We start from the raw sequence: 17,399 nt of genomic DNA on the forward strand, positions 1-17,399 counted from the left end.
CCCCCACCCCCACCGGAGAACCCCTATGCAATCCACCGCTACCCTCGTCGTCATCGGTGCAGGCATCGTCGGCTGTAGCACCACCTACCACCTGGCCAAACTGGGCTGGAAAAATATCGTCGTCGTCGAGCAAGGCCCACTCTTTGCCACGGGCGGCTCTACCTCCCACGCGCCGGGTCTGGTGTTTCAGACCAACTCGTCGAAGACTATGACCAAGCTGGCCCAGTACACGGTCGAGCTTTATAGCCAGCTCAGCACCGAGGAAGGCCCTGCCTTTTACCCCTGCGGCGGTGTGGAGGTGGCCTACACTGAAGCCCGCCTGGCCGAGCTCCAGCGCAAGCTGGGCTGGGCCAAGTCTTGGGGGGTCGAAGGGGCGTGCCTACTCACCCCGGCGGAGGTCAAGGCCAAGGTGCCGCTGGTGGATGAAACTAAAGTGCTGGGCGGTTATTTTGTGCCCACCGACGGCATTGCTAAGGCCCTGCGGGCGGCGGAAGCGATGGCTAACTACGCCAAAGCAGCCGGGGCTGCTGAATTCTACAGCCACACGACGGTGATGGATATTGAGGTGGTGAATGGTCAGGTGCAGGCGGTTGTCACTGACAAGGGCCGGATCGAGACCGACAAGGTGCTGGTCTGTGCCGGGATCTGGGGACCTCGCATCGGGCGCATGGTGGGCGAAGTGATTCCCCTCACCCCGGTGCAGCACCAGTATGTGAAAACTGCCCCGATTCCTGAGCTGGCGGGGATGACGGAGGAAGTCACCTATCCCATGGTGCGCCACCAGGACCATGCCATGTACTTTCGGCAGCACGGCGACTGCTGGGGGATTGGCACGTACCAGCACGAACCGCTGCTGGTGGACCCCGACAACATTCTGCCCTTTGCCGAAGCCCCGGTGATGCCCTCGGTGCGTCCCTTTACCGAAGAGCACTTTGGCCCCGCCTGGGAATCGGCGAAGGAACTCTTCCCCGCGCTAGGGGGGGCGGAGCTGACCTACAAAATCAACGGCATGTTCTCCTTTACCCCCGACAGCGGCTCGATCGTGGGTGAATCCATTAAAGCGAAAGGCTTTTGGGTGGCGGAGGCGGTGTGGGTCACCCACGGCGGCGGCGTTGGCAAAATTGTGTCGGAACTGATGACGACCGGCGTGCCCAGTCTGGATATTCACGAGATGGATATCAATCGCTTCTCGGCGGTGTGCAAGAGCGCGGCTTACATTACCCGCGCTGGGGCGCAGCAGTACGACGAGGTGTACGACATCATTCACCCGCTCGACCAGCAGACCCACTCGCGGGAGCTGCGGGTTAGCCCCTTCTATCCCCGCCTGCAAGAACTGGGTGCTCAGTTCATCTTCAGCGCTGGCTGGGAGCGGCCCCAGTGGTTTGAGGCCAATGGGGATCTATTGGATCAGTACGCCATTCCTCAGCGTCAGGGCTGGGAGGCGAAGAACTGGTCACCGATTCAGGGGGCAGAGCATTTGGCTACGCGGGAAAAAGCGGCTCTCTATGACCTCACCCCCTTTGCCAAATTTGAGGTGACTGGCCCCGGCGTGGTGGCCTACCTGCAAAGTCTCTGCGCTAACGATATCGACAAGCCCGTCGGCAAGGTGATCTATACCGCCATGCTCGATGCCAACGGCGGCATCATGTGCGACCTGACGGTGAGCCGCCTGGGGGCTGAGAAATACTGGGTGGTGACGGGTGGCTCCGTCCACGGTCACGACCTGGCCTGGATGACGACCCACCTGCCTGAGGATGGTTCCGTTCGCATTACCGATGTGTCGTCTAGCTACTGCTGTGTGGGCCTCTGGGGGCCAAAAGCGCCGGAGATCTTGCAGGCCGTGACCCAAACGGATGTGTCTAAGCCCAAGTTCAAGTTCTTCACCAATCAGCGGCTCACTATCGGCAACATTCCAGTGCTGGCGGTGCGAGTGTCCTACGTGGGTGAAGAGGGCTGGGAAATTTATGCGCCGACTGAGTGTGGCCTGAAGCTCTGGGATACGCTGTGGACGGCGGGTCAGGAGCACGGCATCATCGCCGCTGGATTGGGGGCCTTTGAATCCCTGCGGCTGGAGAAGGGCTTCCTGTTTTGGGGACACGATATTCACACGGAATATGACCCCTATGAGGCAGGGCTCGGTTTTGCGGTAAAGCCAAACAAGGGCGACTTTATTGGGAAAGAAGCATTGTTACAGCGCCAGGAATACGCCAGCCGCAAGCTCTGCTTTGTAACGCTAGACGATCCGGCGGCGATCGCGATGGGCAAAGAACCTGTAATTGCCGACGGCAAGGTGCTGGGCTACGCCACCAGCGCGGGCTACGGCTACAGTCTGGGGCGCTGCGTGGTGTTTGTCTATCTGCCGCTGGCCCATGCTCAACCCGGTACCCAGGTCGCGGTGGAATACTTCGGCCAGCCCCTGGCGGCAACGGTGGTTGAGAAGCTGCTGTAAACCAACCTTAATCTCCGGTAAGGGCTAACATCCTCCCTCTTGGGAGGGGTGCCCGGAGGGCGGGGTGGGTCAAAACGATGACGCCAAAGCAGTCACTTTCTATGAATAAGCTGTTCAAAAGTTGAGACAGACCCACCCCCAGCCCCTCCCAGGAGGGGACAGTGAGTTGCGTGAGCCTGCGTGGGGCGCATTTCGCTTGATGCACGCCACAGTACATCCAAATTTTTAAGACTGACTGAAAGATCACTAGTGGCCGATCAATAAGGTATTCAGAATGCAAATTCTTGGACTCGAACTCCTGTTTGTTGTGCTGTGGAGTTCTGGCTTCATTGGCGCGAAGTATGGGTTGCCCTACGCCGGGCCATTCACGCTGTTGTTTGTGCGCTATGTCCTGGTGGCAATACTGCTGCTGATCTGGTTGAGCTATCGGCGGAAGCTACAGTTTCACAGCAAGACGGCGATCGCCCGTTCGGCCTTTGTGGGTGTGCTGGCTCACGCCGTTTGGCTCAGTGCGGCGCTGGGGGCGATCGCGCTGGGCGTTTCGCCCTGGATTGTGGCGCTGATCACGGCGTTGCAGCCGATGGCTACCAGCGTTTTATCTGGCCCGCTCTTGGGTGAGTCGATATCGGCAGTGCAGTGGTGGGGGACAGGAGTCGGCCTGGTGGGCGTGGTGCTGGTAGTGGTTACCAAACTGGAGGGGGCCGGAGCGGTGGCGCCGCTTGGGTATGTGCTGCCCTTTTTGGCGGCAGCCAGCATGACCGTGGCGACGCTCTACCAGCGCCACCTGAATCGCACCCAGCCAGAGCAAAATTTGCCGGTGATTCAGAGTTTGTTTGTGCAGGCCGTGGCCAGCGCGATCGCCCTGTGGCCCCTGGCGATTTTTATCGAAGGCATGAGCGTTCAGTGGACCCAGCAGTTTGTGTTTGCCCTGGGGTGGTTAATTATCGTGCTGTCGATCGGCTCCTACGGGCTGATGCTGAAGCTGTTGGAGTATCGCACAGCCGCCCGAGTGGCCAGTTTGATGTACCTGACACCGCCCACGACCCTAGTGCTGGGATTTCTCCTGTTCAATGACCAGATCGCCTGGGTCGATGCCGCCGGTCTAGTGATTGCGGCGATCGGTGTGGCCCTCGTCTACCGGGGTGGAGCCGATACCCCCAGGAAGGTAAAACACACCGACCCCAGACGTTTCCTCAGCATGAAGCCATAGTAAAACCCCTGCTTCCCTACTCCCTACTCCCTACTCCCTACTCCCTACTCCCTCGTTCCCAACAGGTTGCCGCCATGCAGTTTTCAATCGAAGTGACACCAAAGGTAGATGTCTTAGAGCTGCCCCACGCGGTGCGAGAGGTATCGATCACCTACCTGCCAGGGGCCGACGATCGCGACGTGGTAGCTCAGGCTGTTCGGTTGCGTGCCCTCGGCTATGACCCCATTCCCCACGTGCCCGCCCGCAGCATGCGTGATCGCACCCACCTGTACGACTACCTCGCCGCCCTGCGCGACCAGGCCCAGATTCGCCAGGTGCTGATCATAGGCGGCAGTCCCGATCGCCCCGTCGGCCCCTTCAGCTCCACGCTGGATCTGCTGGAAACGGGTCTGTTTGACGGCTTGCGGGTGGGCGTTGCCGGACATCCCGAGGGTATGCCGGTGATGGACGAACCGGCATCGGATCGCATTCTCGCCCTCAAAAACCAGTACGCCCGCGACACCGGCACCGACATGTTTGTCATGACCCAGTGGTCGCTGGATGTCGCCACCGTGCGCGCCTGGCTCGATCGCATTGAACCCTTCAATGCGCTGCCCATTTATCTCGGCATTCCCGGCCCCACCAGCCCAACCACGTTACTCAAGTTCGCCAAACTCTGCGGGGTCAAAACCAGCCTGCTAGGATTGCGGCATCAGTCGGCTCGACTGGGTCAACTCCTGACGGTGCAAACCCCCGACTATCTGGTCGACGGGCTGAGCGATGGTCCTAATGGACCGGTCTCCGACCATCGCATCAGTCACTTTCACCTCTACACTTTCGGCGGCGTGGCGCGATCGCGCGATTGGTTAACCACCCGACTTTCGCAGGAGGCGATTCCGGCATGACCCAGGTTCACCTTTCCTCTCCCACCGTTTCCACCGGCATGTCTACCAGCGTCTTCGATATCTTCAAAGTCGGCATTGGCCCCTCCAGTTCCCACACCGTGGGACCGATGAAGGCGGCGCGGCGGTTTGCCCAGGGCCTCGCCGACGACGGGCTGCGGTCGCAGGTGCAGCGCATCCAGATCGATCTGTACGGATCGCTGGGGGCCACGGGCCGGGGCCACGGCAGCGATCGCGCCGTGTTGCTAGGCCTCGAAGGCGAGTCGCCCGACACCATCGACCCCGATTTGATCGACGGGCATCTGGAACGCATTCGCGAAACCCAGTCGATCTGGCTCTTGCAGCAGCAGGTGCTGGCCTTTAACGAAAAGACCGACCTCACGTTTCACTGGAAACCGCTGCCCTTTCACCCCAACGGCATGGTGTTTACCGCCTTTGACGGCACGGGTGCGGTACTGCGCGATCGCACCTACTACTCGGTGGGCGGCGGCTTTGTCGTCAATGAGCAGGCCGCTGCGAGCGATCGCCTGGAGCTGCACCAGTCGCCCCTGCCCTACCCCTTTACCACCGCGGCCCAGCTGCTGGCCCAGTGCCACCAGTCGGGGCTGTCGATCAGCCAGATCATGCTGGCCAACGAGCTGACCTGGCGCGCTGAAGCGGAGATCCGGGCCGAGCTGCTGAAGCTCTGGCAGGTGATGCAGGCCTGCGTGGTGCGGGGGTGTAATACCGACGGCATTCTCCCCGGCGGGCTCAAGGTCAAGCGGCGGGCCGCCGGGCTCTATCGCCATCTCAAGCAGCGATCGGAATACACCCTGGCCGACCCGCTCAGCATTATGGACTGGGTCAACCTCTACGCCATGGCCGTCAACGAAGAAAACGCGGGCGGCGGGCGCGTGGTCACAGCCCCCACCAACGGCGCAGCGGGCATTATCCCTGCCGTGCTGCACTACTACACCCGCTTTTGCCACGGGGCCTGCGAAGACGGGGTGGTGAATTTTTTGCTGGTGGCGGGGGCGATCGCCATTCTTTACAAAGAAAATGCCTCGATTTCTGGGGCCGATGTCGGCTGTCAGGGCGAAGTCGGCGTCGCCTGCTCGATGGCGGCAGGGGCGTTAACCGAAGTGCTCGGCGGCACCCCCGCCCAGGTCGAAAACGCCGCCGAAATCGGCATGGAGCACAACCTGGGTCTCACCTGCGACCCGGTAGGCGGCCTGGTGCAGGTGCCCTGCATTGAGCGCAACGCCATGGGGTCAATCAAGGCGATCAACGCCACCCGCCTTGCCCTCCAGGGCGATGGCAAGCACTTCGTTCAGCTCGACGAGGTGATCAAAACCATGGTCGAAACCGGGCGCGACATGCACGAAAAGTATAAGGAGACCTCGCGCGGGGGGCTGGCGGTGAATGTGATTGAATGCTGATGCCGTGTTAGGGCTAAAACTAGGGATCTCGTAGATTGGGTTAGCGCCAGCGTAACCCAACACCAGTGAGGGTGCTGAGTTTTCTGAGCAAGGTAAACGAAGACGCTAGCTCCTAGAATGCACCTAGGGCATCTCACTTACCACGACTAAGCTGGGATGTTTTAGGGCGTAGGGGAAGCTGTAACTTCCCCCACGCCCGTCCTAGATTACATTCCCCGCAGGGGATACCGTACAACAAGTCATTCTGTTGGGCAACCGTACGGTTGCAAAGCGACTAGAACGCTAATTGCCCGCCGACAAAATGCGGGTGATCACCACCGCCGATGCCGCAAAGATGGCTGTCCAGGCGGTGCCAATTAGCCCCAGGGTGAGCCCCCACAGCCGCCCATCCCACTTTTCGAAGCGGGTGTTGCTGGCCTCTACGTCGTTGCTTAGCCTCTCGACATCGCTGCTCAGGCGCTCATCACTCTGCTGCAGGCGGTCTAGCCGCTCTAGCACCTGGCTCTCAAAACTCTCTGGTGGCTGTGCGGATGAGGTCATGGTCTTGCCCCTTGATATGTTTTCATCCTACTTCAGCGAGATAGCTGATACTGTATTGCCTTGCGTAAGACACCCGGTTTCTGCACCCTACCGAAATGCCCCAGGGTCGAAGAGCCACTGGTCGCCGACCATGGCCTCTAGCCGCTGGCTGAGCTGGGGCAGAAATACCTTGGGGTCGTTGAGCTGCTGCTGGGTAAACCACGCGCCTAGCGCCTGAGTCTCGATGCCCTGGGCGCTGGCGGCGGCGGCGAGCAGCTGCTTTGCCAGGGGTTTACGCTCAGATGCGTTCCACAGGATGCGGGGCGTCCACCCTTTTTGCGAGATCATCCGCGTGAGCGGTGAGGTCGGATCAGGTATGGGGCGAAAACAGTTTCTCTAGCTGTTTTTGCACCCAGGCCACCGGGTTTTTGTCGTAGTCCTGGGTGATTAGCCCCAGCTCGCGCAGGCGACGGTTTTGCTGCACCAGCTCGGCTTCGTGGCGACCCATCTCTTGCACAATCATGTCGTAGAGGCGGGGCTGGCTCTGCAAAATCTTTTTGAACCCATCCGGGCTAATGGCAAACACCGTCGTGTCTTCGAGTGCCGTTACCGTCACCGTGCGGGGAATGCCCAGCATCAGCGAAAATTCACCAATAAACTGCCCGGCCCGCATGATCGTCGGCTGATCGTTGCCGTTGAGGCTGTACTTCACCGCACCCAGCAGAATGATGTAAAACGCATCCCCCGGATCGCCTGCCTTGTAGAGCACTTCGCCCATCTCTAAGCGCCTGCGATAGCCAATTTCGACCAGCTTGCGCAGTTCGAGGGTGTTGCACTCGGCAAAGTAGGGCAGCTGTCGCAGCAGGTCTCTCACCGCAACTGGCTTGGGATAGGTGTCGCTAAAGGTAGGCACGGCTTGCTGCACGTAGGCGTAATCTCCGTAGTCGTCCACCGAGGACTGCAACACAATATTGGGGTTGCGGTGCCACAGATCGTAGCGGGGGGAGGCCAGGCGAATACGGTGCTGCCGCAGGTTTTGGTCAATGATGAAGCGCAGGGAGCTTTCGGTTTTGTGCTTCAGATCGACCCGATCGACCCAAATCCACAAAATAAAGTCGAGGGAGTTTTGGCCAAAGTTAGTTAAATAGACCTCCGGCGGATATTCGTAGGAGACGGTTTCTTCGAGATAGGCCGAGTCGAGCAGCGCTTCGATCACCACTACCGGGTCGCTTTCGTGGGCAACGCTGACGATAACCGATACCCAGCCTTTGGTGTCGTTGTAGGTCCAGTTGGTGACCTGGTTACCGGCCAAGGTGCTGTTGGGAATGATGATGTGCCGCTGGGTGATGGTGCGAATTACCGTAGAGCGCAGAGAGATTTCGGCAATATAGCCCGCCTGCCCTTCCCACTCGACAAAGTCACCCACTTTGAGCTTTTGCTCGACCAGCATGGCAATGCCGCTGGTAAAGTTACGGGTCAGGTCTTGCAGACCAAAGCCAATGCCAATGCCCAGGCTGCCCGCCAAAACAGCGATCGAGGCCAGGTTAACTCCCAGCATTTGCAGCAGCAGCAGGCCGAGCATGACCCCCAAACCGTAGCTAGTAATCGTGGCGATCGATTCTCGGGTGCCCTGCTTAAACCCCAGGCGACTCAAGATTTGGTCGGCAAAGAGACGCTTAAAGGCGAGGGCTACCAGCAGGGCAATGAGCAGCACCAGCATAAATTGTGCGATCGCGCTCAGGGTCAGCGATGCGCTACCAAAGTTGAGGATCGGCGCATTCAGCACCTGATTTAGCGTTTGAAACAAGCTACCCATCGATATCTCAAACTGAATTCCGCCCCTGGGCAAACGCCACTCACCGAATCGGCGCTAATCGACCGCTGTCAGTGAAAAACAGGGTCTGCCAAGATCGGCTCTCCTAGCCTACAACAACGGTTTATCTCCTGCTCAAGCCACCTTGAGCCCGTTGAATCGGCAGCGGTTTCAACGGTTCTGGAGTTGTCAGTCTTCAGAGCTGGCAGCAGCCAAAAGCGATAGCATGGTGTGACATGCCGCCGATTGCGATCGCCATGAATACCCTAGACCAGCTAGATCCCATTCTTCAGAATAAGCAAGCTACCATTGACGCTGCGCTCCAGCTTTTTGATGCCCTAGAGCCCGTCAGTTTAGCGTTCATGATCGGGCGCTGGCGCGGATCTGAAATTTCTACCCATCACCCGATGGATGGGTTGTTAGCCGCCTCGAACTGGTACGGCAAAGAATTTATCGATCCAGAGACGGTTCACCCGCTGTTGTTTTTAGATGGCCAAAATCGCATCTTTAAGGTGGCTCCCGATTTGAATGCCATGAAGATGAGCCTGAACCTGCCCTTCTTCAAGCATGACGCGATGCGTCCGGTGATTCGGTTAATGACATCGCTGTCTCAAACGGAGGCCAGTCAGGCCCGGCTACGGATGATGGAATATCGGGGCAAGGTCAGCGCCACCATGATTTATGACAACCTGCCCATTAACGACAGTTTCAAAAAAGTGGACGATAACACCGTCATGGGTGTGATGGACTTCAAGCTCGTTCCCCAACCCTTCTTTTTTATGTTGCAGCGAGATTAGAGCCAGTTGAGTCTGGAGCACCTGGGATTAAGCCCCCCGCAGGGATTTACCCTGGCACAGGTTCAACGCCAATCAAGCATTCACAGGTCAAGCGGAGTGGCCTGACAAAACGATCGCATTGCTACGATTTTTTTTGCTCCACTCAACCCAAATTTTCAGGCGATAAAATGCCCCTGTAGTATTTTGTCCGAAAGGAAAACGGCATGGTTATTCCTTGCAGGCTGGTGATCGGGCTGATTACGGTAATCGCATGGGCTTTCACGCTGTGGGCACCCATGGCGCTGGCGCAGACTAATGCTGCCAGCTCAGCGGTTGAATCGAGCCGCTCCACGTCTCGCCAAGACCAGCCTGTGATTCAGGAATCGCCGTCTTTAGATGCTCCAGCGCCTCCCCAGGCAGAAGCCTCTGCTGTATCTCCCGCTTTGCCCCCGGCCCAGCCCCAGCGCGGCAAAACCTACGAGCAACCTCCCGACCCCTACAACATGGAGGCGATCGAGGCCTACGATGAAGAGATCTACGGCTCGGGACGCTAATTTGGGCTTGCGTGGGTCGGGATGTGTTTGCCCCACGCTATAGCGATCGCATTTCTGAAACGGGCCGCGCGGGGGCCGATAGGGGATCATTCCCGCCCCTGCCGACCTCAAAAATCGTCATCATGGCGTGGTCTTCGTGAACCAGGTTGTGACAGTGCAGCATAAATTTGCCGTTGATGTACTGGCCGTCGCGGCTGCCAAATTTGCCGATAATTCTGACCGTCTCAAACTCGCCGACGTGAAACACATCCTTCCAGCCGCGTTCGTAGGGGCGAGGGGGGCGACCGTTGCGGTCGAGCATTTGCATGTCGATGAGATGAATGTGAACCGGATGGAACCAGCCGCTACCTGGATTCACCAGTTCCCAAATTTCGACATCGCCCGCCCGAGGGTTCAACATCACCGCCTTGGCATTCCATTTTTGGTTGTTGATTACCCACCCGGTCGAGTTGCGCTCAAACCGCAGGGTGCGGGTGCGCACGGCATCGGTCGGTGACAGGCGCTCCACCGGGCGCAGGGTATTGGGCAGCTGGCTGTCGTCGGGCTCTTCTCGCACCACGTCAAACCGCATCAGGGTATGAATGCGGTCATCGGAGTCGATGCTGCCGGTAAAGCCGAGATTTTTGAGAAAAACCGAGCTGCCGACGGGATAGCGCGCGAAGTCGATAATCACTTCGTAGCGCTCGGCCATGCCGATTTCCAGCACCTGGTAGGGCGTTTTGACCTCGACGGGTTCACTGAGCAGGCCACCGTCGGAGCCAATCACAATCAGCGTGTCGCCCAGGGTCAGGCGGCGATCGTCGCGGCTGAGGGCCAGGTTGTACCCCCGGGAGGCCGAGGCATTGAGAATGCGGAAGCGATATTTGCGGTTGCCCACGGCCATGCGCGGCCAGGGCACGCCGTTGACCAGGGCCACATCGCCATAGACGCTCTTGCGATCGCGGTCATCAAAGACCATCCGCCCATCGGCGGCAAAGAACCCATCCTGCAAAATCAGCGGCACATCGTAGGGCCCAGTGGGTAACCCCAGATCGCGCTCTACCTGGTCTTCCACAATATACATACCGGCCAGGCCCCGATACACGTTCCGCGACGTGTGGTCGATCATGTGGTCGTGGTACCAGATGGTAGCCGCCCGGTCGTTGGGGTAGATGTAGTCTTTAAAGTAGTTGGGCGGAATAAAATCTTCGGCGAAGCCATCGTACTGCGGCAGCGACGCCATGCCGTGGAGATGGGTCACCGAGCTAATCGGGTCGCCCTGCTCGTCTTGGCCCAGCTCGTTGATGAAGCGCACCACCGACTGCCGCCCCCCGGTGCTGCGCTTGCCGCCCTGCTGTCGAATCGTGGGGCCGGGGAACAGGCCATTGTAGCCCCAGGTTGCGGTCGTTAACCCCGGCAAGATACCGGTCATGGCCTTTTGCAGCCGAATTTCGTAATAGTCGGTGGTGGCATCGCTGCGGACGGGGGAGAGTTCTGGTGGCACCCGAAAGGGCTGCTGAAATCTGGGGATTTGGGGGCTCAAGGCCCAGGCCGGTCGAGGGAAACTCAGGGGCGCTGACATCAGCGTTCCGCCGACTATGCCATATCTTAGAAAATCGCGGCGACTTAACGACATGGGTTAAACCAATGCTCTTTTGCCCAGAATGGCTTTTTAGCTGTGACCTAGCCCTGAAATATTGCGAAGATGTTAGATAAGTCAAGGTAAGGCAAGATCTGAGCGAGTTACTGTCGGGAGAATTTTTAATACCTCGAAAAGCTATTTTCAGATACAACAGCGTGGCGTTCAGCGGGGACGGGCGTAAGGCGCTGTCGGGCTCCAGTGAACACGGTGCGGCTGTGGGAGGTTGCGACGACGGAGATGAAACGGAGGATGGAAGGCCATAGTGATTTTTCTCATCCCTCAAGGAGAACAATGGTAGAAACAATAGGCTGAAATCGGTTACCAATCAGTCACCAATCCATCAATCCATCAATCCCAGGTCAGCAGACATCGCCGGGTTCGGCGTCGGGGTTCATCACCTCGTAGGTGAAGTAGCGATCGGGCACGCCGTTGTAGATGATGTAGTCGTCAAAAATATGGATGCCGGGTTTGCCGTCGATGTCGGCGATCGCCCCCTGCATCGACTGAAGCTGCTCTACGGTCATCTGGAGCGGGCGCTCGTAGGGCTGGTAGTTGCAGCGAATCAGGTAGTCGAGCCTGGGATAGATCGACATTTCGATATGGCAGCCTAAGATGTGGCTGACCGGGTGGGTCTGGCAAAAGGCCACCATGCGATCGATGCTGTCGGCAAAGGCCTCCCAATCGCGGATGTAGAGTCGGCCGGGGTAGACCAAATCGCCGGTAAACAACAGCTGGGTGTAGGGGTCGTAGATGGAAACTTCGGCCTCTTCGTGGCCCGGTGTGGCGATCACCTGCAGCCGTCGTCCGCCCAGGTCAAAGACCACCTGCTCCTGGGGCCAATGCTGGAAGCCGTAAAATTCCTGGGTGGCGGCGAGGGTTTTGCCGACGATGACGGTGTTGGGGCGACCTGAGAACTGCGGATCGGCCTCAAAGTGGTCGCGGTGGAGATGGGTGTGGGCCACCACCAGCTCGTACTGCTCACGGGGATGGTGCTCTAGCCACCGATCGATGAGACCATCCACCGTTTGGCGCAGGGGGAAGAAGTCTGGCGATCGCGTGGCCCCGGTATCGAGCAAAATGGCGCGATCGTTGCCAAACAGCAGAAACATAAACGGGGCCTCGGCATGCACCGCCATGTTCTGCCGCAGGATGATTGTGTGCTCGTTATAGGGGTGAACCTGGATATCGGGGTCGGTGTTGTGCTTCGGCGAGACCGAGCCATGAATCCACTGGACGTCTAAGCTGCCAGGGGCGGCGGCAGGCAACTCAAACACGATGGGGGCAACTGCTGTAGAAGCCATGGCTGTCTTTTCTCCGGGCTGGGATCCTTGAGCTTGAGTCAACTATACCGCTGGCTAGATGGCCCAGACTGTAGGCAGCAGACAAAGCTAACCATCAAAGACGTTATCTGGCTGACCAGCGCGACTCCACTTCAGAAGTACTGACCCAGGATGTAGACGATGCCCGATTGTCTGGTCAGCCCGCTTTTGCTAAGGGAGGCGATCGCCATGACAAGCTCTGACGTTGACCCCACCGAACTGTCCTTTGATTCAGACAGCTTCAAACTTCACCCTTTTGAAACTGAAGGAACTTTCCAGGGCTATAGCTAACCTCTGATCGTTCAATATGGTTTATCAGCTCTCGCTATAGTCTCAAAATTTAGTGTTCAAAATTTGGAATCACGATCATGCCAGACCTGACTCACTGGGGAATTTTTCTTACGGCGGCTCTGTTATTGGCCATTACGCCTGGCCCAGGAATCTTTTACGTGCTGAGCCGCAGCATTCGCGGCGGGCGGCAAGAAGGGGTCCACTCATCCCTCGGTACCGCTGTCGGGGGCCTGGTGCATGTGATGGCGGCAGCGCTGGGAATTTCGGCGATTTTGGCGAGTAGCGCGATCGCATTCCTGGTCGTCAAATACGCCGGGGCGGCCTATCTCATCTACCTGGGCATCACCACAATCAGACAAACGGACAAAGCGCCCGCGCTGGAGAATGCTGCCGAAGGATTCAGCCGTAACGCCTTTCACCAGGGCATCACCACCGAAGTGCTCAACCCCAAGACGGCCCTGTTTTTCTTGGCCTTCATTCCGCAATTTGTGAATCCGGCCGGGAATGTCGCCCTCCAGTTTTTGCTGTTGGGCTCCATCTCGGTCAGCCTCAACACCCTGGTGGATCTGGTCGTTGCGACTCTAGCTGGCCCCATCGGCCAAAGGCTCAGGTCCAGCGTCAGACTACGGCGGCGACAGCAGCAGGTCTCCGGCGGCATGCTGGTGGGGCTGGGGCTGTACGTTGCCCTTGCCGACGCCGAATGACAACTATTATGCTCATCCGAGTTGCCCAGGTCAAAGATATAGAAACCCTCTTCGACATTCGCACCAGCGTTACCGAAAATTACCAATCTCGCGAAGAGATTGCGGCCCTGGGCATTACCCCAGAGTCACTGGCCGAGATGTTGGCAACCGACTGCCGTGCCTGGATTGCTGAACACGATCGGCAGCCGGTCGGCTTTGCCATTGCCAACGCTACTGCGGCGACGATTTTCGGTATCTTTGTGCGACCAGCCTTTGAAGGCAAGGGGATTGGCCGATCGCTGATGCAAGCGGCTGAGACCTGGCTATGGTCGCAGGGTATCGAAGAAATTTGGCTTTTGACGGGTAATGACCCGACACTTAGAGCCTATGGGTTTTACCAACACCTGGGTTGGACGTTGACCGAGGTCATCGCTGAGGGAGACTACGCCGGAGAAGCCAGGTTTATCAAGCGACGCCAGCAGCACGACCTCGCTGGCTGAGTCCGTAACACTAGAGTTTTAAGTTTCAGGCGGCTGCTCGCTTAGTCAGAGAATTGAAGGGTTTTGGGGCACTCTCCATATTCAGACAGATGCCACCCGAGGGCTGCATGCGCTGCTCTCAACGCCATCCCAGACGATGTGGACTACCTTCAGAACAATACCTAGCCCTACAAAATAACCCAGCCTATGTCTACTTTCCGCACCCTGCTGCTGACGACGCTGGCGATGCTGGCCTTTGCTGGCAATTCTCTGCTGTGCCGGATGGCACTAAACACCACCACCATTGATGCAGGCAGCTTTACCCTAATTCGCCTGCTCTCAGGTGCGCTGATGCTGGGTTTCATCGTTGGGCGGCGGGGTGGTCTAGCGATCGCTCCGGCGAAACTTTCAGGCCGCTGGGCGGCGGCGATCGCGCTGTTTATCTATGCCATTTGTTTTGCGGTGGCCTATGTTAGCCTGCCTGCTGCCACGGGTGCCCTGCTGTTGTTTGGGGCGGTGCAGGTCACCATGATTGGCTATGGGCTGTGGCGCGGCGAGCGGCTCAGCGGCATGCAAACGCTCGGGGTAGTGGCTGCGCTAGCTGGCTTGGTTGGGCTGCTGCTGCCGGGGGTGTCTACCCCGCCCCTGGGGGGAGCCGTGCTCATGCTGGGGGCGGGTGTCGCCTGGGGCATTTACTCCCTGCTGGGCCAGGGCGTGATTAACCCCATTGAGACGACCGGCGGCAATTTTTTGCGGGCAGTTCCCCTCGCGCTGCTGCTCAGCTTGACCTTTCGATCTGAGCTTGTCTGGGATGGTGCCGGGGCGCTGTATGCCCTGGCGTCAGGGGCGATCGCATCGGGCCTGGGCTATGCCCTCTGGTACCAGGCCCTGCCGGGGTTAAAGTCTGCCCAGGCGGCGACCGTACAGCTCAGCGTGCCGATTTTGGCGGCGATCGGTGCGACAATCTGGCTCCAGGAGCCGATCACCCTGCGGCTAGGGTTGGCGGCGGTGGCGGTTTTGGGAGGAATTGCCCTGGTGATTGGGTCGTCTCCCCCATCTCCACCACCACTAGGTCGCAGTGACAGCGCCAGCTTGTGACATCGCCGACGGCTCAGGTACCCCACTGCTGCGTTGATAGTCCGCAAAGGTAAAAGCATCGACTTGAATGGCATCGTTGCGGGCCAATTCGGCTGCGCGCACCAGGGTAGTTTCTGCCTCGCTGAGCACGCCCTGCTCGGCGGCCAGATCGAGCAGGGTTTCGGGCCGCCCCTGGGGTAACTGCCCGGCGCGGCTAGCCTGCTTGATTTTTTGCAGCACCGGCTGGGCGGTGTGAAGCAGGTCAAAGGCGCGTTCTAAGCGGCCCAGGGATTGCTCGGAGTCGGTGGGGAGGTAGATGCCTGCAGTGAGGCGATCGCGCGCTGCTCCAGGGGTTTGAAGTCGGGCCGCCACCTCATGCCCCAGCTCGTCGGTCGGCGACTGGCTGATGGGGTTGAGCCGCAGCAGGGGTGTGCCGAGCCACCGCAGCAGCTGGCCCAGGACGGGAATGTGCAGGTTTTCTAAAATGCCCTCGAAAGCCGGGGTGAGCTGCGATAGGGCGTGGTGCAAACTCCAGTGCACCAGGGGCAGATCCTCGGGCTGTTGCCCTTCGGCCTCAAACCGCCGCAGGGTGGCGATCGCCACATATTGCCAAACCAGCAGATCGGCAAAGCGCCCGGTGAGCTTTTCGTCGCGCTTGAGGCGACCGCCGTAGGTCAGCAGGGTCACATCGGTGAGCAAGGCGAAGATACTGGAGGCCCAGGCCAGCTGGCGGTAGTAGCGAGCGGTTTCGCCAGCGACGGGAGCTTTGACGAAGGCCCCCCGAGTCAGGGTTAAGACCAGGCTCCGCAGGCCGTTGCTCACCAACGCCCCCAGGTGAGGCCACAACAGGCGATCGAAGGCGGCCACATCTCGACTTTGCAGCGCCTGAATTTCGTCGTAGACGTAGGGGTGGCAGCGAATCGCCCCCTGGCCAAAGATCATCAGACTGCGGGTGAGAATGTTGGCCCCCTCCACGGTGATCGCGATCGGCATAGCGGTATAGATATTGGCCAGCAGGTTGCGCGGCCCCCGGCAGATCCCGGCTCCACCCAAAATATCCATGCCGTCGAGCACAATGCGACGGGCCAGCTCGGTGGTGACGTATTTGGCGATCGCCGACACCACCGCAGGCTGTTCGCCATCATCCACCGCCCCGACGGTGTAAAGCCTCACCGCATCGAGCATGTAGGTAAAACCGCCGATGCGGGCCAGGGGTTCTTCGACCCCGCCAAAGCGGCCAATCGAGAGGCCAAACTGTTGGCGAATCACGCTGTAGTCGCCCGTGATTCGCGCCACCAGCTGGCCTACCCCGGTACAGCTAGCCGGGAAGCTGACCCCCCGCCCCGAGGCCAGGGTCTGCATCAGCATCGTCCAGCCGTGACCCGCCTGCCCAATGCCGCCGATGATGTGGTCAATCGGCAAGATCACGTCGTGGCCTTCGGTGGGCGAATTGTAGAAGGGCACCCCCATGGGGTCGTGGCGATGGTCAATCACCACGCCCGGCGTATCGGTCGGCACCAGGGCGCAGGTAATGCCCACATCTTCGCCCCGATCCAGCAGGTTCTCAGGGTCGCGCAGGCGAAAGGCCAGCCCCAATAGGGTGGCAATGCTACCCAGGGTGATGTAACGCTTCTGCCAGTTCAGCCGCAGGTAGAGCTGGCCGTCGTCACCCCGAAAGACGTCGCCGTGGGAGGTCAGGCTGGCGGCATCGGATCCGGCGGTGGGCTCGGTCAGGGCAAAGCAGGGAATCTCTTCGCCAATGGCGAGGCGCGGCAGGTAGCGGGCTTTTTGTTCAGGGGTGCCGTAGCGCAGCAAGAGCTTGGCCGGGCCGAGGGAGTTGGTCACTCCCACCGTGGCCACATGGGTGAATGAGCGCGAAGCCAGCTTCACCATCACGGCACTGTAGGCCAGGTTGGAAAAGCCCCGCCCGCCAAACTCCTGGGGAATCATCATGCCAAAGAAGCGCTCGTGCCTGAGAAACTTCCACAGTTCCGGCGGCAGATCTTTGCGCTGGTAGATCTCCCAGTCTGTGGCCATGGCGCAGGCCTGCTCCACTGGGCCATCCAGAAACCCCTGCTCCTCGGCTGAGAGCTGAGGATAGGCCGCCTGCAACATGCGCCGGAAATCGGGTTTGCCGGTGAAGAATTCCTGCTCGACCCAGGCGTTGCCCGCCTCGATCGCCGCCCGCTCGGTGTCAGAAATTTTGGGTAGCAGGTGGAGAGCTGCGATCGCCTTGACGATCCAGCGAGTCAGGAGATTGCGGCGGAGGGGGGGAAGGAGGAGGATGGCGACGAGGAGGAGGGTGAGGG

The 17,399-nt window shown here is 59.3% G+C and carries 15 protein-coding genes; 9 read left to right on the forward strand and 6 right to left on the reverse strand.

All coding sequences use genetic code 11. From position 1 onward, the window contains the following. Nucleotides 1-25: 25 nt before the first annotated feature. From IQ254_RS22650 to IQ254_RS22665, 4 genes are all read left to right on the forward strand, one after another. The gene (locus IQ254_RS22650; protein WP_193968423.1) at nt 26-2,449 is read left to right on the forward strand and encodes an FAD-dependent oxidoreductase; all 2,424 of its coding nucleotides are present in this window, start codon (nt 26-28) and stop codon (nt 2,447-2,449) included. A 274-nt stretch (nt 2,450-2,723) separates the two neighbouring features. Then, complete coding sequence (locus tag IQ254_RS22655; RefSeq protein WP_193968424.1) at nt 2,724-3,659, forward strand: DMT family transporter; 936 nt, start codon at nt 2,724-2,726, stop codon at nt 3,657-3,659. A gap of 74 nt (nt 3,660-3,733) precedes the next feature. Next, nucleotides 3,734-4,543: a metFprotein gene (locus IQ254_RS22660; protein WP_193968425.1), complete on the forward strand. Its 810-nt coding sequence runs from the start codon at nt 3,734-3,736 to the stop codon at nt 4,541-4,543. 38 nt (nt 4,544-4,581) lie between these two features. Next, complete coding sequence (locus IQ254_RS22665) at nt 4,582-5,958, forward strand: L-serine ammonia-lyase (protein ID WP_193968435.1); 1,377 nt, start codon at nt 4,582-4,584, stop codon at nt 5,956-5,958. Nucleotides 5,959-6,240: 282 nt separating this feature from the next. Here IQ254_RS22665 and IQ254_RS22670 read toward each other — a convergent pair whose 3' ends face one another. The 3 genes from IQ254_RS22670 to IQ254_RS22680 all read right to left on the reverse strand — a co-directional run bounded on the left by IQ254_RS22670 (nt 6,241) and on the right by IQ254_RS22680 (nt 8,293). Further along, on the reverse strand, nt 6,241-6,498 hold the full coding sequence (locus IQ254_RS22670) for a hypothetical protein (protein ID WP_193968426.1): 258 nt from the start codon (nt 6,496-6,498) through the stop codon (nt 6,241-6,243). Nucleotides 6,499-6,585: 87 nt separating this feature from the next. Then, nucleotides 6,586-6,825, reverse strand: coding sequence for a hypothetical protein (locus IQ254_RS22675; RefSeq protein ID WP_193968427.1), 240 nt, complete (start codon nt 6,823-6,825; stop codon nt 6,586-6,588). Nucleotides 6,826-6,847: 22 nt separating this feature from the next. After that, nucleotides 6,848-8,293: a mechanosensitive ion channel domain-containing protein gene (locus IQ254_RS22680; RefSeq protein ID WP_193968428.1), complete on the reverse strand. Its 1,446-nt coding sequence runs from the start codon at nt 8,291-8,293 to the stop codon at nt 6,848-6,850. A gap of 254 nt (nt 8,294-8,547) precedes the next feature. Here IQ254_RS22680 and IQ254_RS22685 point away from each other — a divergent pair, with 254 nt between their 5' ends. Together IQ254_RS22685 and IQ254_RS22690 are read left to right on the forward strand one after the other, a co-directional pair. Continuing rightward, nucleotides 8,548-9,087, forward strand: a complete 540-nt coding sequence (locus IQ254_RS22685) for a DUF4334 domain-containing protein (RefSeq protein ID WP_193968436.1) — start codon at nt 8,548-8,550, stop codon at nt 9,085-9,087. 203 nt (nt 9,088-9,290) lie between these two features. Continuing rightward, nucleotides 9,291-9,620, forward strand: coding sequence for a hypothetical protein (locus tag IQ254_RS22690; protein ID WP_193968429.1), 330 nt, complete (start codon nt 9,291-9,293; stop codon nt 9,618-9,620). A gap of 37 nt (nt 9,621-9,657) precedes the next feature. Here the strand turns inward: IQ254_RS22690 and IQ254_RS22695 are convergent, their stop codons facing one another. Next, nucleotides 9,658-11,235 carry a multicopper oxidase family protein gene (locus IQ254_RS22695; protein WP_193968430.1) on the reverse strand — a complete coding sequence of 526 codons (1,578 nt, stop codon included), beginning with the start codon at nt 11,233-11,235 and terminating at the stop codon, nt 9,658-9,660. 365 nt (nt 11,236-11,600) lie between these two features. Next, the gene (locus IQ254_RS22700) at nt 11,601-12,542 is read right to left on the reverse strand and encodes an MBL fold metallo-hydrolase (protein ID WP_193968431.1); all 942 of its coding nucleotides are present in this window, start codon (nt 12,540-12,542) and stop codon (nt 11,601-11,603) included. Nucleotides 12,543-12,928: 386 nt separating this feature from the next. Between IQ254_RS22700 and IQ254_RS22705 the strand changes: the two genes are divergently transcribed. The 3 genes from IQ254_RS22705 to IQ254_RS22715 all read left to right on the forward strand — a co-directional run bounded on the left by IQ254_RS22705 (nt 12,929) and on the right by IQ254_RS22715 (nt 15,111). Then, nucleotides 12,929-13,555, forward strand: coding sequence for a LysE family translocator (locus IQ254_RS22705; RefSeq protein WP_193968432.1), 627 nt, complete (start codon nt 12,929-12,931; stop codon nt 13,553-13,555). A gap of 8 nt (nt 13,556-13,563) precedes the next feature. Next, complete coding sequence (locus IQ254_RS22710) at nt 13,564-14,034, forward strand: GNAT family N-acetyltransferase (RefSeq protein ID WP_193968437.1); 471 nt, start codon at nt 13,564-13,566, stop codon at nt 14,032-14,034. 186 nt (nt 14,035-14,220) lie between these two features. Next, entirely contained in the window at nt 14,221-15,111 is an 891-nt protein-coding gene (locus IQ254_RS22715; protein WP_193968433.1) for a DMT family transporter, read from the forward strand. Here the strand turns inward: IQ254_RS22715 and IQ254_RS22720 are convergent. Beyond that, nucleotides 15,082-17,399: acyl-CoA dehydrogenase (locus tag IQ254_RS22720; RefSeq protein ID WP_193968434.1), on the reverse strand; the 2,318-nt coding region annotated here is incomplete at its 5' end. The two genes, IQ254_RS22715 and IQ254_RS22720, sit on opposite strands and share 30 nt — an antisense overlap.

The sequence above is a fragment of the Nodosilinea sp. LEGE 07088 genome (assembly GCF_015207395.1).
In the GTDB taxonomy this organism is placed as follows: Bacteria; Cyanobacteriota; Cyanobacteriia; order Phormidesmidales; family Phormidesmidaceae; genus Nodosilinea.